The organism is Paraburkholderia sp. RCC_158 (assembly GCF_041355255.1).
GTDB classification, from domain to species: Bacteria; Pseudomonadota; Gammaproteobacteria; order Burkholderiales; family Burkholderiaceae; genus Paraburkholderia; species Paraburkholderia graminis.
The window spans coordinates 120,195-145,559 of the sequence record NZ_JBFUPM010000012.1 but is presented as its reverse complement, the minus strand read 5'-3'; the positions used below and the strand labels follow the sequence as shown (position 1 = coordinate 145,559).

Below are 25,365 nucleotides of genomic sequence, written 5' to 3'. Positions count from 1 at the left end.
GTGCGAAACGCAGTTGTCTTCAGGATATACGAATTAATTAGCAAGAAGCGCCGAGCCCCCCCTCACTCCGGCAACACCGCCATCAACACATCCACTGTGCGCGCGGTCGCGCCGCGATGGCGCGCGGCGAAGGCCGATGCCGCGCCGCCCATCGCGAGGCGCCGCGCCTTGTCGTTGAAGAGTTCGCGCAGTGCGCGGGCGAGATCGGCCGGGTCTTGCACTTGCACCGCCGCGCCCGCGGCGACCGCATCGGCCGTGGCCTGCGTGAAGTTGAACACGTGCGGGCCGATCAGCACCGGCACGCCGACCGCGCATGCCTCGATCAGATTCTGTCCGCCGAGCGGCAACAGACTGCCGCCGATAAACGCCAAGTCGGAGGCCGCATAATAAGCGCCCAGTTCGCCCATCGAATCGCCGAGCAGCACATTCACGTCCGCCGGCAACGTAGGCACGCCGCCGCTCGCAGCCACCGCGGCCGATGCCACCTTCGCATCCGGCGCCCATTGCGAACGCCGCGCGAGCCGCAAGCCCGCTTTCTCGACGAGCGCCGCCACTTCGTTAAAGCGTTGCGGATGACGCGGCACGAGAATCAGCAGCGCGCCTTCCACGCCAAGCTCGGAGAACGCCTGCAGCACGAGTTCCTCTTCGCCCTCGCGCGTGCTTGCCGCAACCCACACGGGACGCGCGCCGATCGCCGCGCGCCACGCATGACCGCGCGCCGCCAGTTCAGGCGGCGTGTTCATGTCGAACTTCAGATTGCCGAGCACCGCGACGTTGCGCGCACCGAGCGCGGTGAGCCGCTCGGCATCCGACGGACTTTGCGCCAGCACGCGCGCAAAGCCGCCGAACACGTCCTTCGTCGCACCGCCGAACTTCGCCGCGCGCTTGAATGAGCGCGCCGACATGCGCGCATTGGTCAGCACGAGTTGCACATCCGCGCGACGGCATTCGTCGATCAGCGTGGGCCACACTTCGGTCTCCATCACGAGACCGACCGACGGCCGCCACGCGCGCAGAAAACGCCGCACCGCGTGAGGCATGTCGTACGGCAGATAGCTGCGCAACACACGGTCGCCGAAAATCTGCTCGCCGGTTGCGCGGCCGCTCGGCGTCATGTGCGTCAACAGAATGCGCGCATCGGGACGCGCCTTCATCAGCGCGTCGATCAGCGGCTGCGCGGCGCGCGTCTCGCCCACCGACACCGCATGCACCCAGATCAGCGGCGCGTTGTCCTCCGGCAAACGTCCGCGCGCATAACCAAAGCGCTCGCCGATATGCTGACGATAACCGCGCTCCTTGCGCGAGCGGATCAGCAAACGCAGCACGGCGACAGGCGCGATGATCCACCACAGCGCGTTATAGATCACCCTCAGCATGCGCGCTCCGCATCACGAAGCACGCGACGGGCTGACGAAGCCGGCGACTCGCAACAAGCGGCGCTCAAACCAGCGCCCTGCCCTTCAGGCGTTCGAGTATGCCGAGCGGCGCGCACTCGGGTTGCGCCATCGCCTTGACCGGCAGAAAGAAGGTCTGTTCGAGCATGAACTGACCGGACATCACCGCGTGCGAAGTCTGGTCGGAGAAACACACCCACACGCTGCCCGGCGGAAACGGCATGGTCTCCTGCGGGCTCGTCTTCTGATACTCGAGATCGGCCTTCATGCCGTCGTGCAGATTGAGCATCAGATGGTCGTATTCGCTGCGCGGCGACTTCGTCACATGCAGCAGATTCAGCAGCCACGCGGCGCCCGGCATTTGCGGCTTGATGCGCGGCAGGAAGCGTTTGGCCATGTCCTCGAACGGTTCGCCGACTCGCCACACGCGCGGCACGCCATGCGGATTGACGTTGGTGAACACGCGCAGAATGCGCTCGCCGTAATTCGGCCGCGACGGGAATGCGTCGACGTGCAGACGGCTATCGTCCTTGCGCCACGAGGTCTGGCGCGTTTCCACCTGATGCAGCCGCAGGCTCGTGGGCGCGACCCGCAGCCGGCCGTTGTATTCGGGAAAGAGCCCGTCGACCAGCGTGCGTGCATTCGCCTGATAACGCGCGATCAACGCGCGCACCGCGGACTGCGTGACGGCGTCCCCAGCCACGCCATGCAGCGCGCCGCCGTTCGGTTCGAGGCTGATGTTCTTGCGATTCGGATCGGCGAGCGCGGGATCGAGCAGCGCCTGCTCGCCGCCTTCGATAGCAAAGCGCAGATTCGGAAAATACAGCACTTTGCCGCGTTCGACGCCGGCCAGCAGCGTCTCGCGCGGCACGGACAGATTGCGTGCGTGCCAGTCGGCGTTCGCGACTTCGATGATCTGTGTTTCGTTCATGATCGCCCTTGAAAACGGATGATGCGTAAGGCGAAGCGCGCCGGACGAATTACAGCAGGCCGAAGCCGGCAAGCGCGGACTTCACTTGTTGCAGCGTGGGCGGTTGCCCGGCCGTGCCGAGATTGACGACGTTCGGCGACCAGTAGCCGCCGGTACGCCACGCGGTGGCGAAATTGTACAACTCGACCGTGGGCCGCTTCAGCGCAGCCGCAATGTGAACCAGACCTGTGTCAACGCCGACTGTCGCAGCCGCGCCTTCGATCAACCCGACGACCGCGGGCAACGACAACTTCGGCGGCACGATGGCCGCCGCGCCGAATTCCTTCGCGAGACGCTCGCTCGTCGCGCGTTCGGCGTCGCTGCCCCACGGCAGGACGATCGACGCGCCGCGCCGCACGAGCGCCTGGCCCAATTCGATCCACGCGGTATCGGGCCATTGCTTGTCGGCGCGCGACGTCGCGTGCACGAACACCACGTAAGGCACCGGAAGATTCAGATTGGCCGCCGACAACGCCAGCGCAGCGCGACCCGTGTCGATGCCGAAGTCGATCTCGTCGGTGGGTTGCGGCTCGGGCTCGTTCAGCGCCGCGGCCACCAGTTGCCGCGTGCGTTCGACAACATGCGTGCGCGGCGCGATCGGCACGCGCTTGTCGTAGAAGAATCGCACCGGCCATTCGTAGCCGGCGCCATCCGTGCGATTGCCGAGCCCGACGAGCGGTCCGCGCGCCATGCTCGCGACCCATGCGGTCTTGATGAGCCCCTGGCAGTCGATCACGAGATCGTAGTGCTCGGCGGCGAGCGCGCGGCGAAACGCGCCGATCTCGCGCCAGTTGTCGAGCGAAAGAATGCGTTTGCGCCAGCGCCGCAGCGACACAGGAATCGCACGCCGCACGCCGCTAACGAGTTCGACCAGCCCCACGAAGCTTTCCTCGACGAGCCAGTCGATCTGCGCGTCGGGATGGCGGCGCCGGATGTCGGCGATCACCGGCATGTTATGGACGACGTCGCCCAGCGACGACACCCTCACGATCAATATCTTTTGCACGCTCAAGAGAGGAAAACCGGCCAGGCGGTCCTAAGATGCATTGAAAGAGGCGCGGCGAAAAACCTGCCGCTTCGCTTCACGCGATATACCTCCAGCGAGCGGCGACACGACCTTGATGCGCTTATGCGCTGATGTCGCGTCGCCAGGACGGCAATTCTAGCGCGACATAGCTGATCGGCATGAAAAAACGCGGCGCGGTAAGTGAGACCCGCGCCGCGTTATAACGCAAACTGCGAAAGACCACTGCGGCTCATTGCAAACCGCAGCGCCTTCGCTGCCGCCGTTCAAGCTTTTAGAACGGCAGCTTTGCGTCCGCCTTCTCCGCCATTATCACGCGGCGGAAATCTTCCTGGATGCGCTTGAGCGCCGCGTCGTTATCGGCTTCGAAACGCATGACCACGACCGGCGTGGTGTTCGACGAACGCGCAAGGCCGAAGCCGTCCGGGTATTCGACGCGCAGGCCGTCGATCGTCACCACGTCGTCCGCGCCGGTGAATTGCGCGTTCTTCTGCAGGCGCGCGATCAGTTCGAAGTTCTCGCCTTCCTCGAGCTTGAGTTGCAGTTCCGGCGTGGAATGCGAGTTGGGCAGCGAGTTCAGCAGCTTGCTCGGGTCCTGCACGCGCGTGAGGATTTCGAGCAGACGTGCGCCCGTGTACAGGCCGTCGTCGAAACCGTACCAGCGGTCTTTGAAGAACACGTGGCCGCTCATTTCGCCCGCGAGCGGTGCGCCCGTTTCGCGCAGCTTGGCTTTCACGAGCGAGTGACCCGTCTTCCACATGAGCGGCTCGCCGCCCTTGTCTTTCACCCACTTCGCGAGATTGCGCGTGCACTTCACGTCGTAAATGATCTGCGCGCCCTTGTTGCGCGACAGAACTTCTTCGGCGAACAGCATCAGTTGGCGGTCCGGATAAATGATCTGGCCGTCTTTGGTGACGACGCCCAGGCGGTCGCCGTCGCCGTCGAACGCGAAGCCGATTTCCGCGTCGGTTTCCTTCAGCGCGCGAATCACGTCCTGAAGATTTTCCGGATGAGCCGGGTCCGGGTGATGGTTCGGGAAGTTGCCGTCAATCTCGGTGAACAGTTCAACGAGTTCGCAACCGAGCTTCTTGAAGAGCTTCGGCGCGAGACCGCCCGCGACGCCGTTGCCGGTATCGACCACGATCTTGATCGGACGCGCGAGCTTGACGTCGCTCGCAATGCGTTCGAGATACGCGTCGGCGATGTCGTAGTCGGTGTAGGTGCCGCTGCCTTCGGAAAAGTTTTCGTCGACGATGCGCTGATGCAGCGCGAGAATCTGCTCGCCATAAATCGCCGAGCCGCGCAGCACCATCTTGAAGCCGTTGTAATCCGGCGGATTATGACTACCCGTCACGACGATGCACGAATCGACACGGCGTTCGCCGCCTTCGAGCTGCAACGGCACGCTCGCCGCGAAGTAGCCGACCGGCGTGGGCACCATGCCGACATTGACCACGTCGACGCCGGCCGCACGCAGGCCGTCCGACAATGCCTGGATCAATTCCGGACCCGACAGGCGACCGTCGCGCGCGACGACTACAGCGTCGCCGCCTTGCGCACGCACTTCGCTGCCGAATGCGCGGCCGATCGAACGCGCCGTGTCGGCGTCGAGCGTCTTGCCGATCACACCGCGAATGTCATACGCCTTGAAAATAGATTTGGAGATCATGTTGGCTCACTTGCGTGCAATGGAAAATTTTGACCGGCGCGGTCATGCAGATCGGTAAATCATGGTGATCGGACATGGTGCCGCGCCCTTGCCGGAAGCGATCCGGTTCCAACTTATAATTGCGCTTTTCGGACCAGCCTGGTAACGCCATTCTAATGCTTAGACGCCCTCCATTTGTAAAGTTGCCGGGATGGCCTGTCAGGTGCGCGCACTCGCGCACGATGCATTGGCGGGCGCCTGCCGGATGCTGACGCTCAAACGCTTCGCCAATCCGGACGTCACGCGCGCGTTCACGAATATCGTCTGGCTCGGGCTCGAACGGCTCACGCAAATCGGCGTGGCGATTGCGATCAGCGGCATCCTCGCGCGTTACTTCGGACCCGATACGTTCGGCAAATGGCAATACGCGAACACGCTGCTGCTCGTGCTCTCGCCGATCACATGGGTATGCGGCGCGGAGATTCTGGTGCCCACCATCGTCGCGCGGCCGCCCGCGCAACTCGGCACCGTGCTCGGCAGCGCCTTCACGCTGCGCTTTGCCGTTTCGGTCGCGGCGTTGCTGCTCACATGGCTCGCCATTGCACTCGGCCTCTTCGATCCGCTCGTCGGCGCCATGCTCGCGGGCCTTGCCGTCACGATGCTGTTTCGCGAACCGTTCGTCGGCGTGATCAATGCGTGGCTGCAAAGCATGACGTACAGCAAGCCGCAGTTGCTCACGAGCATGAGCACCGCGGTCATCAAGGCGGGCTTCGTCTATCTGCTCGTGCGCGCGGCTGCCGAGCCCTCGCGCTTCGGCTGGCTGTGGGCGCTGGAGTCGGCGGCCATCGGCGGCGTGCTGGTCGTCTATTACATTCGACGTCATGGCGGCAAGCTGGGCTGGCACTTCGACCGCTCGCTGTTCAGGCATTTTGCGAGCGCGGGCACGGTGTTCTGGCTCGGCCTGATCTGTATGTACCTGTTCCTGAAACTGGACCGGCTCATGCTCGAACGCGCCGTTTCATTCGCCGATCTTGGGCGTTATTCGGCCGCGCAGCAACTGAACGAAAACTGGATCACGCTTGCGTTAATGCTCGCACAGACTATCGCGCCCGCATTCGTCTACCGTGTGCAGCAGGCCGCGCAATTGCGCCGGAACATCTGGCGCCTCACCGCGATGACCGCCGCGTTGATGATCGGCGGCGCGCTCGTGCTCGACCTGCTCGCGGGCTTTATCATTCGCCGCGTGTTCGGGCCGGGCTTCGAAGGCGCCATCGAGATTTTCCGCTGGGCGGTGTGGCTTTCCGTGCCCGCGGGCATCGAGGCGATCGGCAATCTCGTCGTGCTGAAGTATCAGGCGAAGTTCGTGTTGCTGTTCAAATGGCTGCTCGCGCTTGCCGTAGCGTTCGTCGTCAATCTGCTCGCGATTCCGCGGCTCGGCGCCTATGGCGCGTTGGCCGGACTCGCGTGCGGTTATCTGGCGGCGGCGGCAGTTAATCTTTATTACATTCGTTTCAAATTGCGCCCATGACGCTTCCCGCCACCGACACGCCGCCGCACTGCCTCGACGACGTCGCGGTGCTGATGCCCGCCTATAACGGCCAGGCCGACGTCGATCTGACGCTCGCGTCGTTCGATGAACGTCCGCTGGTGCACGTTCTGATCGTCGATGACGGCAGCACGCCGCCCATCGTCGCGCCCGAGCTTGCCAACATGCACATTGAAGTACTGCGCATGCCGGTGAACGGCGGCATCGAGCGCGCACTGGAAGCCGGCATCGACGCGCTCGCGCAGCGCGGCTATCGCTACGCGGCGCGCATCGACGCGGGCGACCGCAGCGTGCCGCAGCGTCTTGCGAAGCAGCGCGCGTTCATGGAAGCGCATCCGCGCGTCGCCGGCCTCGGCATGTGGACGCAGGTCGTCACGCGCGCGGGCGAGCCGCTCTTCATGCTGACGCCGCCGAGCGACCCGGCGGACATCCGCCGCCTGCGCTTTTTCCGCTCATGCCTCGCGCATCCTTCGATGATGCTGCGAATCGACGCGGTGCGCGCCGTCGGCAACTATCGCGCGATGTATCGTTCGGCCGAAGACCTCGATCTGTTCGTACGCCTGATGGAGCGCTACGACTGCGCGAATCTGCCGGAGCTGGGCCTGTACTACGAGCTGAACGAAGGCGGCATCAGCGCGACCAGGCGCCGCCGCCAGGTGCTGTCGACGCTGCGGCTGCAATTGCGCTACTTCAACATCGCGAATCCGTACGACTGGTTGGGCCTCGGCAAAAATCTGCTGCATCTCGTGACGCCTTACCGCGCGTTGCAGCGGGTCAAACGCGGCCTTCTGGCTGCGCGCGCGAGTCATTGAGCTTCAGCTTAGTCCCGGTCCGCCTGTTCTCACAGCTTGTCTTTTCACTCACCGCCGAGTTCGTTCCCGCATGAAGCCAGCCCTGAAGTCGACGCCCGCGTTGCGCATTACACTCGTGTGTAACACCGCCTGGGCAATCTATACGTATCGGCAAGGCCTGATCCGCATGCTGGTGGGACGCGGCGTCGACGTGACGGTGCTCGCGCCGCGCGACCGCACCTTCGAACTGCTCACCGCAATGGGTTGCCGCTGCATCGAATTGCCGGTCGCGTCGAAAGGCACCAATCCGCGCGACGATCTGCGCACGCTGTGGTCGCTCTACCGCCGTTACTGCGCGATCCGCCCGCACGTCGTGTTTCACTACACGATCAAGCCGAATATTTACGGCTCGATTGCGGCGAAGCTCGCGGGCGTGCAATCGGTCGCGGTCACAACGGGTCTCGGCTATGTGTTCATCCAGCGGAGCCGCGCCGCGCAGGTCGCCAAAAAACTGTATCGTTTTGCGTTCCGTTTTCCGCGCGAAATATGGTTTTTGAATCGCGACGATCAGACAGCGTTTGTCGAACAGAATTTGTTGGTGCATCCTGAACGCGCGCGGCTTCTGCATGGCGAAGGCGTCGACCTCGAACAATTCGGCTTCACGCCCTTGCCCGAGCGCGCGGAATTCAGGTTCGTGCTGATCGGCCGTTTGTTGTGGGACAAGGGCGTGGGCGAATACGTCGAAGCGGCGCGGCGTGTGCGCGAACGCTATCCGCATGCGCGCTTCCAGTTGCTCGGGCCGGTCGGCGTCGACAATCCGAGTGCGATCACGCGCGACGAAGTCGCGGCGTGGGAACGCGAAGGCATCGTCGAGTATCGCGGCGAGGCGCACGACGTGCGGCCCTTTATCGCCGATGCGGATTGCGTCGTTTTGCCTTCGTATCGCGAAGGCGTGCCGCGCACGCTGATGGAAGCGTCGGCGATGGGACGGCCGATTGTCGCGACCGACGTGCCCGGCTGCCGCGAAGTGGTCGCGCACGGCGTCAACGGATTGCTTTGCGAAGCGCGCAACGCGGACAGCCTCGCGGACGCGCTCGCGCAAATGCTCGACATGAGCGGCGCAGAGCGCCGCGCGATGGCGGAACGCGGCCGGCAGAAAGTCGCGCAGGAATTCGACGAACGCGTCGTCGTCGAAACGTATAAAGACCTGGTGCAAAAAATGACGGGCGTTTTACTTTAACGGAGCAACAGCATGACCACGAAGGGCACGATTCTGGTAACAGGCGGCGCGGGCTTCATCGGCTCGCATACCTGCGTCGAACTGCTGAACGGTGGCTACGACGTCGTGGTAATCGACAATCTCGTGAACAGCAAGCGCGAATCGCTGCGGCGTGTCGAACAGATCACCGGCCGCACGGTCGCGTTTCATGAAGCCGACGCGCGCGACGAAGCCGCACTCAACCGCATTTTCGACGCGCATCCGATCACCGGCGCGATTCACTTTGCGGCGCTGAAAGCGGTGGGCGAATCGGTCGCGAAGCCTGTCGAGTACTACAGCAACAACGTCGGCAGCCTGCTCGCGCTGCTCGGCGTGATGCGCGATCGCAACGTGAAGCAGTTCGTGTTCAGTTCGTCGGCCACGGTGTACGGCGTGCCGAAAAGCTCGCCCATCGACGAATCGTTTCCGCTGTCGGCCACCAATCCGTATGGCCAGTCGAAGCTGATCGCCGAACAGGTGCTGCGCGATCTGCAGGTCGCGGACCCGTCGTGGCGCGTCGCCACGCTGCGTTATTTCAATCCGGTCGGCGCGCACGAGAGCGGCCTGATCGGCGAAGATCCCGCAGGCATTCCGAATAACCTGATGCCTTATGTCGCGCAGGTCGCGGTCGGCAAGCTCGACAAGCTGCGCGTGTTCGGCGGCGATTATGAAACGCCGGACGGCACCGGCGTGCGCGATTACATTCACGTGGTCGATCTGGCGCGCGGGCACCTGGCCGCGCTCGATGCGCTTGTGAAGCGCGACGCGAGCTTCGTCGTCAATCTCGGCACCGGCCAGGGCTATAGCGTGATCGACGTCGTGAAGGCATTCGAAAAGGCGTCGGGCCGGCCCGTGCCGTATGAAATCGTCGCGCGCCGTCCGGGCGACGTGGCGTCGTGCTTTGCCGATCCGCGCGCGGCGCTGGAGGTGCTCGGCTGGCGTGCCGAGTTCGGTATCGAAAGAATGTGTGCGGACCATTGGCGCTGGCAGTCCGCGAATCCGAACGGCTTTAATTGATGCTTCAATTGCTTCGCTTACCGAAGTAATTGCGCGCGCCGGCTCGACCGGCGCGCTTCTTTTAGCGCTTGTTTTAGCGCTTCTGTTACCGCGGCTCTTTCACGAGCCCCATCAATCGCGCCATCACCGGCCACTTCACCAGCGCATGCGCATACGCATGCTCGGCCTGCTCATCGACGTATTTCGACGGATCGATCTCGGGCAGCGATCGCGCGAGGCCGGCAATGTCGTTGACCGACCACCTGCGCTGCGTCGGCTCCTGCTTCGGCTCTTGCGCCGATTGCAATTCAGGCTTGTTCACTTCTCGTCCACCCACACGCCGTCCGGCGTTTTCACCACGTAACCGGTTGCCGTCTTCATCGTGACGGTGCCTTCGTTTTCGCCGACCATCTCCGTTTTCGGCAGATCGGCTGCGTACTGCGACAGCGTCACGCCCGGCTTGAACGGACTGTTCGACACCAGATTCGACAGCAGTTGCGACACCGCCAGAAAGCTCGTGGGCTGGTCGATGACCGTGGTCGGCCCGTGGCTGCCAGGAAGATTGACGAGCCGCACGCCGACCGGTCCGTGCACGATCCGCGGCGTCGGAATCTCGCGCAGGCCCGCCACCTGGTTGGCGTCGCCGCGCAGCGCAGCGCCATGCTCAGGCACGAACACGATCACCGCACGCCGGCCCGACGCGGCGATCAGATCGGCGAGCCGGTCGAAGTCGTTCATCAGCTTGTTGACTCGCGCCGGATACGATTCGATGCTGGTCTGTCTCACGCCCGGCAACTGGTTGCCGTCGTGCAGGCTGATCGTGTTGTAGTACAGCGCGACCGGTCCTGCCATCTGTTGCCGTTGCGCGAACCACTTCGCGAGCACGCCGTAGTCGTCGTGAATCGCGGAGCCGTCGAACGCATGCATCGCAACGGGCACGTCGGCGCTCGAGATCATCGGCACATTCGGCACGCCGACGTTGTCCTTGATGATCTGCAGGAAGTTGTCGAAGTGTCCGTCGTGATTCAGGATGGTCTGCGGCGCGAAGCCGGCCTGCGCCAGTTGCGAGAACAGATAACACTGCTGCGCCGCCGGCTTGTACAGGTCGGCATGCGCCTCCTGCCCGCAGCTTGCGCGCAACACGCGGATCGCCGCCGGGCCGCTATAACTTGCCGCGGTGCTGAAGTTCGTGAACAGATAGTCGAAGTGGCTCAACATCGGGTTGTTGCGCGCCTTCGATACATCGAGGTCAGCCCATGAAAGCGAGCACACGTGCAGCACGATCACGTCGAACTGCTGGTTCGGATCGCTCGTGAGATGGGCCATGCTCACCTGACGTTGCGATTCGCCGGCACGGAACGCGGCCAGCGCCGCGGTATGGTCGAGCGGCGCGCCGGGCTGCGCGACGCCGCCATCCTTCGCACCCGTGCGCAGCGTGGCGGCCGCCTGAATCGTGGCGAGCGCATTGGTGCTCGCCTGCCAGACCGGCAACGCCACGAGCGCGATGATGACGAAGCTCGTCACGCGCAACCAGCGGTTCACCACCACATACGCGACTATCGCGCAGCAGGCGGCGAACAAAGCCGCGGGCGGAACGAAGCGTTGCGCGAGCTCCATCCAGTAACCGAAGCTGAACGACTCGAGATTGCCGAACTCCTCGACGAGCCGCGCGAACGGCGGAATCGCGGCTTCGTGATACATCAGCACGATGCCGACGGCCAGCGCGATCACCGCGCGCAACACGCGCAGCAGACGGTTGCGCAATGCGCCCGTCGCGGCGAGCGCCAGCGCGAAAGCGATGTTCGCGAGCCACAGCGGATGCAGATGGCCTGTGCTGAACAGATACAGCTTCAGCAGGAAATACAGGTTCCAGACACTCATTCGATCCAACCTCAGATTCCGGCGCCTCGCGCCGGCGGTTCAATAGCTCAATGCTTCAATAGCGGCTTTCGTCCAGCGCAAACACCGCGCGCAGTTTCTGCGACAGGCCTTGCAGCAGGCGCGAATAACCTTCGGCGCCCATCAGCACCACTTCGGCGAGCCCGCGCAACGGCGCATCTTCCTCGGTGCGCGCTTCGTCGGCGGCGGCGATCCATGCGTCCGCGCGGCCGAACGTGCATTGCACGAGCTGGCGTTCCTGCTCGAGCGTCAACTCGTCGAACTGCACGCCGAGATGCTGGCCGGCCGCCCGCACCACGTGGACCGGAAAGGCAAACTGCCGGTCGCCGCGGCTCACGCACACCTGCAGCCAGTCGCCTTCAACGAGCGGCAGGCCGGGCGCGACGTGAAGACCGAGGCCGCCCGTCGAGTAGTCGCTCGTCATGCACGCGACCGTGGTGCCGTCGCTGAGCAAGAGCGTGGCCGGCATGCTCATCGGCACACGGTGGCTGCCGCGAATCTGCTTCGCCTCACGCGCGACGCTCACGGCCGCGCCGAGCATCACGAGGTTGTAGGCGGTCCAGAACACGTTCATCAGTACAGTGGCGAACTCCTCGCCGACACCGAACACGATGCGGTACACGCCCGCGAGCATCGCCACCACGTTCAGCACCAGCAGCACGATGTAGGGCTTCGACACGGACCAGTCGAGATAGCCCTCGTCCATGCGGCCGCCCTTGTCCGTCACGTTGAACTTGCCGTGCTTCGGGCTGAAGAACGCGAGCGTGGTCGGCACCGCGATGTACCACGCGAGCACCGATTCGTAGACTTCCGCCCAGAACGAGCGTCGATAGCGGCCTTGCAGCCGCGAGTTCGCGATGCTCGACAACATGATGTACGGCAACACGAATCCGGCGATCGTCGTCGCCGATGCGTTGATCACGTACATGCCGAAGAACAGGAACGCCATCGGCATCGTCAGGAAGATGAGACGCGGCACGCCATAGAAGAAGTGCAGCATCGCGTTGCCGTAGCAGATGCGCTGGAACAGGTTCAGCCCGCGCCCGAAAAACGGATTGTCGATGCGGAAAATCTGCGCCATGCCGCGAGCCCAACGGGTGCGCTGCTTGATATGGCCGGCGAGGCTTTCGGTGGCGAGACCCGCGGCCTGCACGTATGGCAGATACGCTGTCGTATAGCCGCGCCGATGCAGCTTGAGCGCCGTATGCGCATCTTCGGTGACGGTCTCGACGGCCACGCCGCCCACTTCTTCCAGCGGCGCACGCTTGATGACGGCGCACGAGCCGCAGAAGAACGTCGCGTTCCACAGATCGTTGCCCGACTGCACGAGCCCGTAAAACAGCTCGCCTTCGTTCGGCACGCGGCGGAAGGTATTGAGGTTGCGTTCGAACGGATCGGGCGAAAAGAAGTGATGCGGCGTTTGCACCATCGCGCACAGCGGATCGCGCAGGAAGGTGCCCATCGTCGTTTGCAGGAACGACCGGCTCGGCACGTGGTCGCAATCGAAAATGGCGATGTAGTCGCCGTTCGTCTTCGCGAGCGCACGGTTGATGTTGCCCGCCTTCGCATGCAGATTGTCGGTGCGCGTCAGATAGCGAATGCCCGCCTCGCGCGCGAATGCTTCGAACTCGGGACGCTTGCCGTCGTCGAGCAGATAGATGTGCAGGCGGTCTTCGGGCCAGTCGATACCCTGCGCCGCGAGAATGGTCGGTTTCACGACCGCGAGCGGCTCGTTATAAGTCGGAATGTAGACATCGACGCTGGGCCAGCGCGAACGGTCGTCGGGCAGCGGCGACACTTTCCGTTCGAGTGGCCAGGCCGTCTGCACGAAACCGAGCAGCAGCACGAGCCACGTGTACGCCTCGGCGCCGAACAACGCATAACCGACGATCGCTTCGCTCGGGCCGTGAAAGTCGAGCGTCTGCGTCGCGCGCCACCAGACGTAGCGCAGCATCGCGAGCAACGACAGCGACGCGAGCAGCAGCACCGGAAGACGGCCCGGCAGACGGCGGATCAGCAAAGCGAGCCCGATGGTCAGCCCGAAAAACACGTACTGGTTCACGCCGGCCAGCGGCGATGTGCCGACCAGCGCCCACAGCACGGCGCCAAGCGCCGCCAGCATCAACATCAGCCAGCGGATGCGGCCCGCGCGCGTCGCGCCCGCTTCCAGCGAAGTGCCCCAGCGCTGCCACGGCAGTCTCGCCAGTTGGCGGTCGAGCGCCCCGACTGCGCCGCGCCATAAGCGGTAGATGGGCAGCACGCCATAGCGTCCGAGCCAGACCAGGCCGCGCCCGATCTTCGGGGCAATGGAGAGCCGCAGCGGCCGTGGCCGCACGAACACGCGCCACAGCCAGGCGCGCAACGGCGCGGGACGCACGACATCGAAGCGAGCCGCGAGGAACGCCACCGACACGCGCGCGAGCCACAACGGCAGATCGCGCCGGCCATCGGCGGGCGGCCGGAAAAAGAGCCGCACCCACCATTCGAGCCGGCCGCCGCCGCTCACGCCGAGACGGCGCGCGAGCCAGTCGCCCGCGCGCGAGCGCAACGGCCGCGCCGCAGGACGGGCGTCGCCGAAGGGCTGGTTTGGCTGTGGCGTCGTCATGTCAACGAGGCTCCGAATCCCGCGATGGCTCGGCGAGCGGCGCGAGCCATTCGTCGACCGCGCTTGCCAGTCCTTGCAGGTCGTGCGAGGTCTGCGAATACGGCGCATCGTCGAAAAGCCACGAGCCGCGCGCGAATGCTTCGGGCAGCGCGGCGTCGGCATGCAGACGGATGACCGGCGCGGCGCCGGGACCGAGCGCGGCCGACAGCATGGAGAGCGCGTCGCGCTGCATCTCGCGCGCCGGGTTCAGGCGGTTTAGCACGAAGAGCGACTCGTTACGCGCCGCCCGCAATTGCGGCAGATGGCGTGCGAGCGTCGCGAGCGGACCGGGCTCGGGCGGTGTCACGCAGACGATCAGATCGGCGCAGTAGAGCGCCTGCGCCGCATGCACCGACGGATAACGCGGCGTGTCGATCAGCACGACGCCTTGCGCGGGCAGGTCGATGCCCGCGAGCGAGTTCGCGAGCCACGCGGGTTCGTCGGCGAGCAGTTGGCTGATCGACACGAGGCTCGAAAGCGGCACGTCGCCGTGCGGGACGAACAGCACGCCGTCGTCATTGCGCCATGTATGCGCGTGCCAGGGCGCGCCGCTCGCGATGGCCGCGCCGATTCCGTCGGCGGGCAACTCGTCGAGCCCGAGGTGCGGACCAAGCAGGTTTTGCGGATCGAAATCGACGGCGACGACGGGGCGGCCGCGGCGCGCGAGCAGCACCGCGAGCGCCGCGGTTAGCGTGGTTCGTCCGGCGCCGCCCGCCGTGGAAAGAATCGCGATGGTTTTCATTGGACGGACGACGCTCCAGTCGCGCGTTCTTCTTCAGCGGCCGGCGCGGCAACGGCCGGCGGCACGAGACGGCCCTTCTGCACGAGCGCGGCGGCGTCGAACGGGACTTCATGCCGCGGATCGAAGCTGCGCGTGGCGCGCATGCCGGAACGTCGGCGAAAGTGCTGCCAGACGATCCACAGCGGAATCCCGCCGATCATGCCGATGCCGAAGCAGATGAGGAAAAACAATGTCATAGGGCCTCCTGCTTGCGCAGTGGCATGGCGGCCGGCTCGGCGCGGCGGCGACGTCGGAGTTGCGCGGCGGCGTGGTCGGTGGCGGCGGCGGGTTGCGGCGCGTGGTCGGCTTCGTCGGAAGGCAGGCTGTGTGAGTTGACGGCGCTTGCAGACGGGGCTTGCGCGATGTGTTCAGTCACGCCCGGTGTCGTGGCTTCTGCCGCGGTTTCTTGCCGGCTTTCTGTCGGGGTTTCCACCGGGCGTTGCGATGCATCCTGCGCAACAGCAACAGCCACAGCACCAAACAGATCGCTAAAGTCGACATTCGGCACGCGGCGCTCCTCGATGCGCAGCCGCTCGATCTCCGGCAACAACTGCTCGCCGGCGATCAGTTGCCTGCTTTGCGCGAGCGACTCGACCGGCACCTGAAAAATGCGCGCCAGCGATCCCTGCGCATCAGCCAGCCGGCAAGCGAACAGGAACACATAGAGATACGCGCCGTCGGCGGTGAATACATCGCCATTGCGCACCGGCCGACACTGCCGCAGCGCGTCCGCATGCGCGACTTCCGGCTTCAGCAGCAGCTTGACCAGCACATGCGGCAGGTTCAACGACAAGCCACGCCCGAGCACGTTGCTCACGTGATCCGCGAAACGCGCCACGGGCAAATAGCCGCAGACGGCATCGCTCAGCGCAGCGGCGAGCGCGGCGCGGTAATCGGCGGCGACCGGGCGCGCGTTGAGCTGCCCTCTTAACGACTGCATCAGCGACTGCATCCGCGAAAACGGCACGTCGCGCCCGATCACGAGGTTCGCGCCGAGATTCAGCACGAGCAACTCGAACTGATGACGCAGCACCTGGCCGCGTTCGACCAGCACGATCTTCAGCGCGCGCCCGCACGTACGGCGCAGCGTGTGGATGGTCTCGCACAGCGTCTCGAGCTGATCGCCGCCGCTGTAGTCGAGCACGACGCTCGCCGCGCGCGCGCCAAGGCTCGCCTTGAGCGCCGCCTGCAAACCGTCGACGATCTCCCACTCCGCTGGCACCCACGGTTCATCGCCGACGGCTTTGCGCGTCGCGATCACGCGCATTTCGTCGCGTGCGATGCGTGCGTCGGCACGGCGGCAGGCTTCGGTTTCCTCGGGCGCGACCATCAGGCGGCCGGCGTTCGTGAAGCGCAGCGCACGCACTTCGCCGGCGGCGAGCGCCGCGCGGCTGCGCCAGAAATCGACATGCCACAACAGTTCGCCGTGAGTCGGCTGCAATCGCGCGACGCCCTGGCAACTGGTGTGGAACGCGTCGCGCTCGGGATCGCGCGCCTCCTGTTCGAGCTGCTCTTCGATCGCCTCGGAATCGAGCGCGAGGTCGTTCGTGGACGCCGCCGCGCGCCCGGCCAGCAGCACGAGCGTGATGTTGCGCGTCTCGCACCAGTCGGCGAGCACGCGGCCTTCGTAGGCGAGATCGTCGGGACGGTCCCAACTAAACCAATGCTCCGCGCCTTCGACGAAGAAAACGCTGCCTCGCCTGAAGCCAAACGGCTTGAGCGCGCGCAGCGCGCCGTAGAGACGCGCCAGCGGCCGTGCCGCGGCATCCGTCTGCGCGCTGCCCACAGCGGCGTCGCTCGCGGACTCGCGCGGTCTTAGCGTCACGACGTTCAGGCGCGCCGGCAGATCGCCGCCGCCTTTCGCGTGCAAGCGCGCGAGCGGCGCGGCGCGTGTGGCGGACAGCACAAGCGTGACCGAGCGCGCGGCGCAGTCGCGGGCGCTTTCGAACAGCAGCGCGTCGGCTGCCGGCGTGCCCGCGATGCCGTACACGAGGTACACGCTGCCGGGCGCCAGTGTCGCCCAGCTTTCGGGCAGGCCGTCGAGCGCGAGCCGGTCGGGCGCCTTGTTCGGCGCAACCAGGCGCCTGAAGCCGGCGCCGAGCGCGCGCAGCGTCGACACCGACGAAGCCGCGTTGCCCGGCCGTTGGCCGGAATGTCGTGGATCTGACGTTGCGGGTCGCATGCCGTGCCTCCTCAATAGCTCGAATACAGACGCGTCGGCGTCGGCGACAGGCTCGTATCCGGCTTGCGAGCATCCAGGTTGTAGCGCACATAGACCATCGCGGAGCTCGGTGCGTAATCGTGCGAGCGGTCGATGTCGAACAGCAGCCCGGCCACCAGATGCGGACTGAAACGGTGTTCGACGACGCCGGTCAGGCCGTAAAGGAACGACACGCCGCGCGTCGAGCTGGCCCCATACACGTTGTTGCTGTTGCTCAGCGCCGCCGGGTTCAGCGCCGCCGACGCCGGCAGACCGTTCGGATAAAACGGCGAACTGCGCTCATACGAGTTCGACACGCCGACCGTCGCGGTCAGATCCCAGCGCCACGCGCCGCGGCGGCCCTGCCATTCGACCGGGAAACCGAGCGACAGATAGCGCTGCGGGCTGTAATAGCCGCCCTGGCCGAAAGTGTAGAACCGCAGATTGTTCGCATAGTGCCATGCATTGCCGACCACGCCGGTGCTGACTCTCATGTCGGCGCGCTCGAAGACCGGCACGGTCGCTCCCGTGCGGAGCGTGACGCCGGTATTGGAAGCGACGTTGCGGCCGGTGAACATCCCGGCGCCGACGTCGGCGAACAGGTTCACGCGGCCGACGTCGACGGAAGAATGCACATCCAGCCCGTCGCGGCGCACGCCGCCCCAGACCGCGCCCGTCCACGGATCGCGAAGCCCCGCGTACGACAGTTCACTGCTGGTTTGCGGCCGCCGCGACAGATTGACGGTGAAGCTGCTGTCGTCGCCGGCCATGCGGTAGCGCACGCCGCCCACGAGGTAATGCACGGGGAAGCCGATCGGCGTCGTGCCGAGATCGAACCGCAGATTGTCCGACCGGTAGCCGATGCCGCCGCCCGCACCGGTCGCATGCTGATGGAAGCTCGCCACCGCGGCGGTGCCGCTGTCCGTCAGCGCCGCGTGCGTGCCGAGCGTGTCGAGCAGGCTCGAGTCGGAGCTGCTCAGCGTGCCAGCATCGAGATTGACGACGTCGACATGCGCGAACACATGTCCGTCGTAACCGACCGGCAACTGCGCATAAATCGGCACCTGCTGCGCGTGATAGTTCGAGATGCCCTCGTCGCCGGACTTGTAGGCCGGATACCACGCCGCTTCAATCGACGGATCGCGGCGCTGCTCCAGATCGCTCAACGCCACTTGCGCAGGCGTGCCGTTCGGGCCGGGGCTCACGCCGGCGCTGCGCTCCTGCACCTCGGACTTGCGATACAGCGCCGCCGCGTCGTCGTAGCGGCCGAGATCCTCGCTGATATGCCCCCGCTGCGCAGTCACGTCGTAACGGTCGGGAAACGCGCTCGCCAGTTCGTCGGTCAGCGTCTGTGCTTCATACGGCCGGCGCAACGCGGCCAGCCGGCGCGCCGCCGAGAGCCGCGTATCGATGTCGTCCGGCGCGCTTTGTTCGACAACGCCGTGCACGAGATCGAGCGCCTCGCGACGCTTGCCGCTTTGCTGAAGCACGCGGGCCAACGCAAGCTGCGCATCGGGATCGTCGGGATGCTCGGCGAGCAGTTTTTCGAGCGTCGCGCGGGCGCCGGCGAATTGGCCCTGCGCGCGCTGCAGATCGGCGACCTCGAGCGTGTAGCGCGGATCGCGCTGGCCTTCTTCGTCGACGGCCGCGAGAACCGCCGCCGCGCGCCGGTAGTCGCCGGCGTCGATCGCGGCGTCCGCACGGCGCAGCGCAAGCCGCACCGACTGGTCCTGCAGCCGCGCGCGCTGTGCCGCGGTCAACGTGGCGTCGTTGCGCAGATCGCGCAGCCACGCGTCGAGTTCGTCGTCGCGATGCGCGGAGCCGAGCAGATCGCCATAGCGCAGCCTGACGTCGTCGTCGGTCTGTTGCGGGTGCGCCTTCATCCAGTCGGCAAGGCGCGCGAGACCGCGATCCGGCTGGCCCATGTCGATTTCGAGCGACCCCACGGACGCGGTCAGGTTCGCGTCGTCCGCGCCGAGCGCCGCGGCTTGATCGAGCGCGGCTTTGCCCGCCTGCGCGTCGCCCGCGGCATACGCGGCGCGCGCCGTGACGAGCGCCTGCTGCGCATCCAGATTGCGGCCGAACGCGCGCATCGCATCGGTCTGATTCGCGGCCGGCACGCTCGCGAGCAACGCGCGCGCGCCGGCCAGGTCGTCCGTGGAATTGCGGTAGAGCGCGGCGGCGTAATGCATTTCCGGCGAGTCGGAAGCCTTCAGCCCTTCGTCCATCACCGTGCGGCCGAGTTGCGGCAGGCCGAGATCGCGATAGATGCGAGCGAGCGCGAAACGCGTCCACGGCGAATCCGGTGCTGCGCGCAGCGCCGCTTCGTAGCGGTCGATCGCCTGCGCGCGCAGGCTTTGCTGCGACAGCCGCTCGGCTTGCGCCACCAGATTGTCCGCGCGAATCTGCGCGAGTTCCGCGCGATCCGCCGGCGCGCGGAAGCGGTTTTGCACGGCATCCAGCAGCGGCCCGATGCGTTCGTCGCGGCCGGTGTTGTCGAACAGCGTCGCGGTGCTGCGCACCGTCGCGAGGCTCGGATCGCGCGCGCTCAGCAATTCCTTCAGCAAAGGCTCGGCGTTCGCCCAATCTTTTTGCGCAAGCAGCGAGTCGGCGAGCACCAGCTTGGCGTCGGTATTCGAAACGTTCATGGCGAGCGCCTCGCGCGCCAACCGCGCGGCTTCGTCCGGCCGGCCGGCCGCCGCGGCTTGCCGCGCGCGCGTGAGCGTGGCCCAGAACTGCGCGGTCCGGGCGAGGCCCGTCCACTTCGCGCGATTGTCGGGCGCGAGTTGCGCGGCGCGCTGAAAGAGCTTTTGCGCCTCGTCCTGGCGGCCCTCGCGCATACGCAGCAGACCGAGGCCGCCAACCGCCTCGGCGTCATCGGATCGCGCCTGCGCGGCGCGCGTCAGCAGCGGATCGGCAGCGGCGAGATCGTTGCGCGAGAGCAGCGCGAGGCCGCGCTTCTGCGCGATGTAATCGGGATTGCTTTCGAGCCGGCGTTGGGCGTCGACTTTGTCTTTGACCACGGCGAGGCGGTCGTGGAACTCGGTGTCGTCCGGCGCGAGCGCGACGTAGGCGCTCAAGCCCTGCACATAGGCCGGGTCGGGCCCTGCCGACTGCAGCACGCGATGCCACAGGTCCATCGCCGCGCCGTGGTCCACATCGTTGCGGGTAGCGAGCGAACGGGCGATGCGCTCGGCCTCGGGCCGCGTGTCGCTGCTGCGATTGAGCAGGCCGGCGAGCGCCATCGCGGCTTGCGCGTCGGCGGGATCGGCGGCGAGCCGCGCGCGCAGCGCGGCGACCGCACGCACCCGGCCGTCCGGCGTGCCGGCGACGATGCTGTAGTACTCCGCACCGAGCGGCCCGGACGGCGCGCCGTGCGGGAACAGCGCCTCGAGGCGCCGCGCGGCTTCTTCGGACTGACCGCTGCGCGCGAGCAGGCGGATCGTGGCGAGCTCGCCACGGCCGCTCGTGGCCACGCGGAATTCGTCGTCCGACTGTTGCGCGAGTTTGCTGCCGGGCGCGGCCTGGTGCAGCTTCGTCAACGCGGCCTGGGCGGCCTGCGCCTGTCCGAGGCGCAAATTGATGCTCACCAGTTCGGCGAGCAGGACAGGCGACTGCGGCGCGATGAGCAACGCTTTGTCGATTGCCTGCTTGGCGAGGTCGTCGCGACGCTTGGCGCTCCAGAGGCGGGCGGTTGCGTACAGCCGGGAGATGTTGGTGGAATCGGCGGGTGATGCGGCGGGTGTGGCGGGGGTGGGGTTTGCGGTGCTTGGGGTGGCGGTGGTAGTGATGCTGGTTGCGGCGTTACCGCTGGCCGCGGCGCTGGCTACGGCTACGGCTACGGCTCTGGCGCTGGCGTGCGCTGCGGCGCGGGCGCTGGAATCGGCGCTGGTGTGGGCGTGGGCTGCGCCGCTCTTGCTGACCGCGCCGCTCTTGCTGACCGCGGCACTCTTGCTGGCTGCGACGCTTGCGCTGGCCGCTGCCGCGCCGCCATTGCGCGTGCCCTTGCCCGCAGACCGCGCGGCGCGTGCGTGTGCCGGCTCAGCCGGCTCAGCCGGCGCCGCCGACGCGGAACCGGCAGCCTGCGCTGCCGCCTCCTGCGCGGCAACCGCATGCGCGAGCGGCGGCATGCCGCACGTGAGACCGGCCAGCCACAGCGCGCGCGCAATTCGCGAGCGCGCGCGAACAGCGACGGTTAGCGTTTCGCGGGACGGCAAACAGAACTCCAGGGCAAGTCGAGCGACCCATCGGCCGCAAAGCGATAGCGGCCATCGCGCCAGCCGAGGCCGAACAGCGTCAGCACGCTCGTGTAATAGCCGGGCGCGGTCTGCGCATCGAGCTGGTCGACCCGCGCGGCCTGCCGGTCGGCAATCGACGTCTCGCCGCGCGCAATCAGGAACGGAATCGCCGCTGCCGAAAAGCCCGCGTTGCCGTCGTTCGCTCCGGGTTTCGCGTCGGTCGTATCGATGCGCTCCGGCGGCGCTCCGTGTTCCGCGACATAGCGCGCAAACGGCGTGAAATGATTGAGCAGGCGGCTTTTCAACGGATCGCTGCCGCTGAGCATGCCGATCCACAAGTACACGCGAATCGCGTTGTACGCGCTCTCGGCATGCGTCGCGGGATCCGGCAAAAAGCCCTTGCCCGCGCGATAGAGCGACCAGTCGGGTGAAAAACCCTGCGGCGCCGAGTCGACGACCATGCGCGCCGACGAATCGACGAGCGCCTGCCAGCGCCTGTCCGAAGGCAGCGCGCTAGCCAGGCCGCGCAGCACCTGAACCGGCGCGTAGCTCGGGTTGACGCGCCACAAATCGGCCTCGGGATGAAAACCCGTCGGTCCCGGCAAGAGCGTGAGGCCGAGCGTCGGCACGCGCGCGGTCTCCTCGTCAAGCACGCGCCTGGCAAGCGCCGCGCCGCGCGCCGTGTAGCTGCGCTCGTTCCAGACGCGCCCCGCTTCGAGCAGCGCATAGGCGATCCACAAGTCGGCGTCGGACGCCGCGTTGCTGTCGAGCACGCCCCATTTGCCGTCCTGCCCTCGCCCCCACAGCCACGCGGGCAGATGGGCCGTGAGATCGCCCTCGGCCAGATTGTTCTCGGTCCAGTGCAACAGACGGTCGAACGACGCGCGGTCGTTGGCGACGAGCGCAAAGAACAGTCCGTACGATTGGCCTTCGGAGACCGTGCGGTCGTCGTCGGAACCGACGTCGATCACGCGGCCGTCCGGCGAGACGAACTTACGCCTGAACTGTTCCCACGCGGGCCAATCGGCGGAAAGCGCGAGTACCGTGGATTGCGCGCCGCCGGCGTTGTCGAAGGCGCGGAAAGCCTGGGCGGGACATGCGGCGGTGCCGGCTGCGCCGGCCGCCGAAGAAGTAGCGGAAGTGCCAGCCGAAGAAGCGGCCGAATTTGCAGCAACCGAAGTACCAGCCGAAGCCGCGGCCGAAGAAGCACCCGAAACCGCGGCCGCAACACTCGCCGGCGCCAGCGCGACACCCGCGGCAAGCCACGCCAGCACCGCGCCGCACACACCCGACGCGACGCGACGCGCGTTGCGTGCGCATGCCGCGCGCGCAACGCCGACAGACGGCGACTGCACGCCGTTCGCGCGAACCTGAACTGTGCGCTTCACCATCAGAGACCCCGGCGGCGCGCCGCAAGCTCCTGGAGTGCGACAAAGGCGCCGATCGCCAGCAGCAGACCGCCCAACGCGCCCAGCAAGCCGAGCACGACCGGATGCCTGATCGCGCTGCTCCAGATGCGCGCGTACCACGGCACGTAGCCGACCAGATAAGTTTCGCCGACGCGCAGGCTGTCGATCTGTCCGTCGCGGACCAGTGCGAGATCTCCTTGCAGCCGTGACACGCTGTCGCCGCGTTCGAACACATCGAGCATGTCGGTCAGATGCGCCGGGCTCGTCGCCTGCATGACGACCACGCTGCGCCCCTTGGTGCCGGGCTGCTGGAAGCCGAACAGCGCGGCGAGCGCGCCGTCCTGCTCGAGCTGCGCGCTGCCGCCGGCGACGGGCGCGCCGTTACGCCAGTGTTCCTTGACCGAGAACGACGCGCGCACGGTGCCACTCGGTGCGCCTGAGCCGCCCGCGCCGCCGGCCCCGCCTTGCAGCGCGCCGAGCGTGAGCGGCAGCGCCGCTTGCCACGGCGTTTGCGCAAGCACGCCGGGCGAGCCGCCGACGAACAGCATGTCCTTCGTTTGCGCGAGCGACGCAACCGCCGCCGGGCGAATGACCTGCACGCGCAACGACGGGTAGCCGGTCCATTGACCCATGTGGCCCATCATCGTCAGGAATGCTTCGAGTTCCTCGGCGCCCGCATGCGGCGGAATTACCACCGCCGTCTGCGAAAGATCGGCGTAGCGGGTGAACGGAAAGCCGCTATTGGCGAAGAACGCGAGGTTCGGCATCTGCGCGTAGTGCACGAAATGCGAGAAGTCGATCGTCGAATCGGGGTCGACCGCGGCCTGCACCGGATTGGCCGCGACGCCCTGGCACAGACCGGTCTTTTGCGAATCGAGGTTAAAGCGCAATTGCAACTGGTTCGAACTGCCGACGCGAAACGCCGGAATGTCGATCGAGTTGGTCGAGTGGCTCGGCTGGTCGGAGAGCACCGGCAACTGCATGCGCCCTTGCCCGTCCTCGGCGCTCGCTTTCGGCAGACGCAGCGACTTGACGAGCTGATCGTTGATGTTGACGGCCAGCGCGGAATTATTGACGACGGTCGGCGCGGTATAGCGGTAATGCAGGTCGAGCGGAACGCCCGTGCCGCTCCACGAAAACAGGTCCGCGGGCACGCGCAGATTCACGCGGATCGCATCGGGATTGCTGCCGCTGACCTGCAGCTGCGCCGGGTCGTCGACGAGTTCCTTGAACGTCACCGGACGGTCGACCGGCACCCAGCGCGGCGCGTCGTAAGGCTTGCGCGGCTCGCCGATGTCGATATGCGCGACCGTCGTCGCCGGGCCGGACAGCGCGGCACGGCCGAGCACGAGCGCATCGACGGCGCGCTCGACTTCGGCGGCATCGCGGCCCGTGACGACGAGCAACTTCTTGTCCTGCGCGGCGGGGTTGTCGACGACCATCAAGGTCGGGCCGGCCGGCGCGGGCAGCTTCAGTTGCGCAGGCAACGAAGACGCCACGCCGATCACGACGCCGTGGCTGTCGGCGGGAAGCCCCGACACCACCGGAAAGCGCGCCTGACGGTAATCGGCCAGCATGCCGAACCAGGACGCCAGGACGCCGGCGCTGCGCACCGTCTCGTTGTCGGGATTGGCCGGCAACAGGAACGGCAAACGCAGGCGCGACACGTCGCGGCGGTCGAAAAACGGCGCGGGCAGCAGCGCGAGATCGTTCGGCAGATGGACCGCCGACGTTTGCAGGATCAGTTCGCTCGTCGGGCTGATGTCGGCCCACAGCGCGGAGTTTTGCGGGTCTTCGCAATGATCGAGCGTGTAGTGCGCGATCAGGTTCAGGTTGAGCTGGTTGTAGTCGGTGAAAAAACGCGGATCGAGCACGATGTCGCGCGTGACGGCCTGCCCCGCCTGTTCGCGCTCGAGCGGCACCGTGGCGACCGACTCGCCGTTCACCGACACCTTGATGTGCGACATCGGAAACACGAGCGACGGCGAATACGTGTAGCGCAGGCGCAGCGTCGCGGCCGTCACCACACGGTCGAGCCGCACGCCGACATTGACCGTGCGGGTGTCGTCGAGACCGCGCAGCGCCAACGTCTGATAGGCGCCGAGCATGGAGAACGGCAAACGCAGCGCGCCAGCGCTCGTTGCGGCGGACGATCCGCCCACGGCGGCAGAAGACGCAGATGCCAGCGGCGCGGCAGCGAGCTTGCCGGCGATTCCAGCGGAAGCAGCCGACGCAGCAGCGGAAACCGAGGACGCGTCGGTTGCGGGCGCAACCGTTGTGCGCGCCGGCGCCTCGCCAGCACGCGCGGCCACCGACATCGACGGATAGATAGCCGCTGCGAGCGCGCATGCGCCGGCCACCAGTGACACACAGAACGAGACAGCAGGCTTCATGAACTGATCAGACTCTCGCGCCCCCGCAGCACAATTGCTGGCAATGCTGTGGCAAAGCCAATTCCCTGGCCGGGATGCTGATGGGATAGAAGGAAGGGGCAATAATAAGACAACAGAAGGTAAGGTCACACTGCTTTACGTCACGGCAGCCGAAAACTGGAGCGCAAATCTCAA

Annotated in this window: 17 protein-coding genes; 4 read left to right on the top strand and 13 right to left on the bottom strand. The window is 66.3% G+C overall.

The features are described 5' to 3' along the window. Positions 1-62 precede the first annotated feature (62 nt). The 4 genes from waaA to AB6809_RS22685 form a co-directional block, all read right to left on the bottom strand. Entirely contained in the window at positions 63-1,376 is a 1,314-nt protein-coding gene (gene waaA, locus AB6809_RS22700) for a lipid IV(A) 3-deoxy-D-manno-octulosonic acid transferase (protein WP_029971089.1), read from the bottom strand. 64 nt (positions 1,377-1,440) lie between these two features. Next, entirely contained in the window at positions 1,441-2,325 is an 885-nt protein-coding gene (locus AB6809_RS22695) for a Kdo hydroxylase family protein (protein WP_006048595.1), read from the bottom strand. A 49-nt stretch (positions 2,326-2,374) separates the two neighbouring features. After that, positions 2,375-3,376, bottom strand: a complete 1,002-nt coding sequence (waaC, locus tag AB6809_RS22690; RefSeq protein WP_029971088.1) for a lipopolysaccharide heptosyltransferase I — start codon at positions 3,374-3,376, stop codon at positions 2,375-2,377. A gap of 286 nt (positions 3,377-3,662) precedes the next feature. Continuing rightward, on the bottom strand, positions 3,663-5,057 hold the full coding sequence (locus tag AB6809_RS22685; protein WP_006048597.1) for a phosphomannomutase/phosphoglucomutase: 1,395 nt from the start codon (positions 5,055-5,057) through the stop codon (positions 3,663-3,665). A gap of 244 nt (positions 5,058-5,301) precedes the next feature. Between AB6809_RS22685 and AB6809_RS22680 the strand changes: the two genes are divergently transcribed. The 4 genes from AB6809_RS22680 to galE all read left to right on the top strand — a co-directional run bounded on the left by AB6809_RS22680 (position 5,302) and on the right by galE (position 9,648). Beyond that, positions 5,302-6,564 carry an oligosaccharide flippase family protein gene (locus AB6809_RS22680; protein WP_044020762.1) on the top strand — a complete coding sequence of 421 codons (1,263 nt, stop codon included), beginning with the start codon at positions 5,302-5,304 and terminating at the stop codon, positions 6,562-6,564. After that, entirely contained in the window at positions 6,561-7,394 is an 834-nt protein-coding gene (locus tag AB6809_RS22675; RefSeq protein ID WP_371027264.1) for a glycosyltransferase, read from the top strand. Before AB6809_RS22680 ends, AB6809_RS22675 begins: the two co-directional genes overlap by 4 nt. Positions 7,395-7,464: 70 nt before the next feature. Further along, the gene (locus tag AB6809_RS22670; RefSeq protein WP_006048601.1) at positions 7,465-8,613 is read left to right on the top strand and encodes a glycosyltransferase family 4 protein; all 1,149 of its coding nucleotides are present in this window, start codon (positions 7,465-7,467) and stop codon (positions 8,611-8,613) included. A gap of 12 nt (positions 8,614-8,625) precedes the next feature. Continuing rightward, entirely contained in the window at positions 8,626-9,648 is a 1,023-nt protein-coding gene (galE, locus tag AB6809_RS22665; RefSeq protein ID WP_029971085.1) for a UDP-glucose 4-epimerase GalE, read from the top strand. Positions 9,649-9,733: 85 nt separating this feature from the next. On the opposite strand, the gene AB6809_RS22660 is transcribed toward galE, so the two are convergent. Genes AB6809_RS22660 through bcsB form a run of 9 tightly spaced genes read right to left on the bottom strand, consistent with a single transcriptional unit; the run spans position 9,734 to position 25,191 of the window. After that, entirely contained in the window at positions 9,734-9,949 is a 216-nt protein-coding gene (locus AB6809_RS22660) for a hypothetical protein (RefSeq protein ID WP_371027262.1), read from the bottom strand. Continuing rightward, positions 9,946-11,508 (bottom strand): cellulose biosynthesis protein BcsG, encoded by a 1,563-nt coding sequence (gene bcsG, locus AB6809_RS22655; RefSeq protein WP_371027260.1) that lies wholly within the window; start codon positions 11,506-11,508, stop codon positions 9,946-9,948. The genes AB6809_RS22660 and bcsG overlap by 4 nt, the downstream gene beginning before the upstream one ends. Positions 11,509-11,563: 55 nt before the next feature. After that, a complete protein-coding gene (gene bcsA / locus AB6809_RS22650) occupies positions 11,564-14,131 on the bottom strand; it encodes a UDP-forming cellulose synthase catalytic subunit (protein ID WP_371027259.1) in 2,568 nt (855 codons plus the stop codon). 1 nt (position 14,132) lies between these two features. After that, the gene (gene bcsQ / locus AB6809_RS22645) at positions 14,133-14,912 is read right to left on the bottom strand and encodes a cellulose biosynthesis protein BcsQ (protein WP_371027257.1); all 780 of its coding nucleotides are present in this window, start codon (positions 14,910-14,912) and stop codon (positions 14,133-14,135) included. Further along, positions 14,909-15,148 carry a hypothetical protein gene (locus AB6809_RS22640; protein ID WP_371027256.1) on the bottom strand — a complete coding sequence of 80 codons (240 nt, stop codon included), beginning with the start codon at positions 15,146-15,148 and terminating at the stop codon, positions 14,909-14,911. The genes bcsQ and AB6809_RS22640 overlap by 4 nt, the downstream gene beginning before the upstream one ends. Further along, a complete protein-coding gene (bcsE, locus tag AB6809_RS22635) occupies positions 15,145-17,133 on the bottom strand; it encodes a cellulose biosynthesis protein BcsE (protein ID WP_371027254.1) in 1,989 nt (662 codons plus the stop codon). Before bcsE ends, AB6809_RS22640 begins: the two co-directional genes overlap by 4 nt. A gap of 11 nt (positions 17,134-17,144) precedes the next feature. Then, a complete protein-coding gene (locus tag AB6809_RS22630; RefSeq protein WP_371027252.1) occupies positions 17,145-21,368 on the bottom strand; it encodes a cellulose synthase subunit BcsC-related outer membrane protein in 4,224 nt (1,407 codons plus the stop codon). Further along, on the bottom strand, positions 21,347-22,780 hold the full coding sequence (bcsZ, locus tag AB6809_RS22625; protein WP_371027250.1) for a cellulose synthase complex periplasmic endoglucanase BcsZ: 1,434 nt from the start codon (positions 22,778-22,780) through the stop codon (positions 21,347-21,349). The genes AB6809_RS22630 and bcsZ overlap by 22 nt, the downstream gene beginning before the upstream one ends. Further along, entirely contained in the window at positions 22,780-25,191 is a 2,412-nt protein-coding gene (gene bcsB / locus AB6809_RS22620) for a cellulose biosynthesis cyclic di-GMP-binding regulatory protein BcsB (RefSeq protein ID WP_371027249.1), read from the bottom strand. Before bcsB ends, bcsZ begins: the two co-directional genes overlap by 1 nt. Positions 25,192-25,365 lie beyond the last annotated feature (174 nt).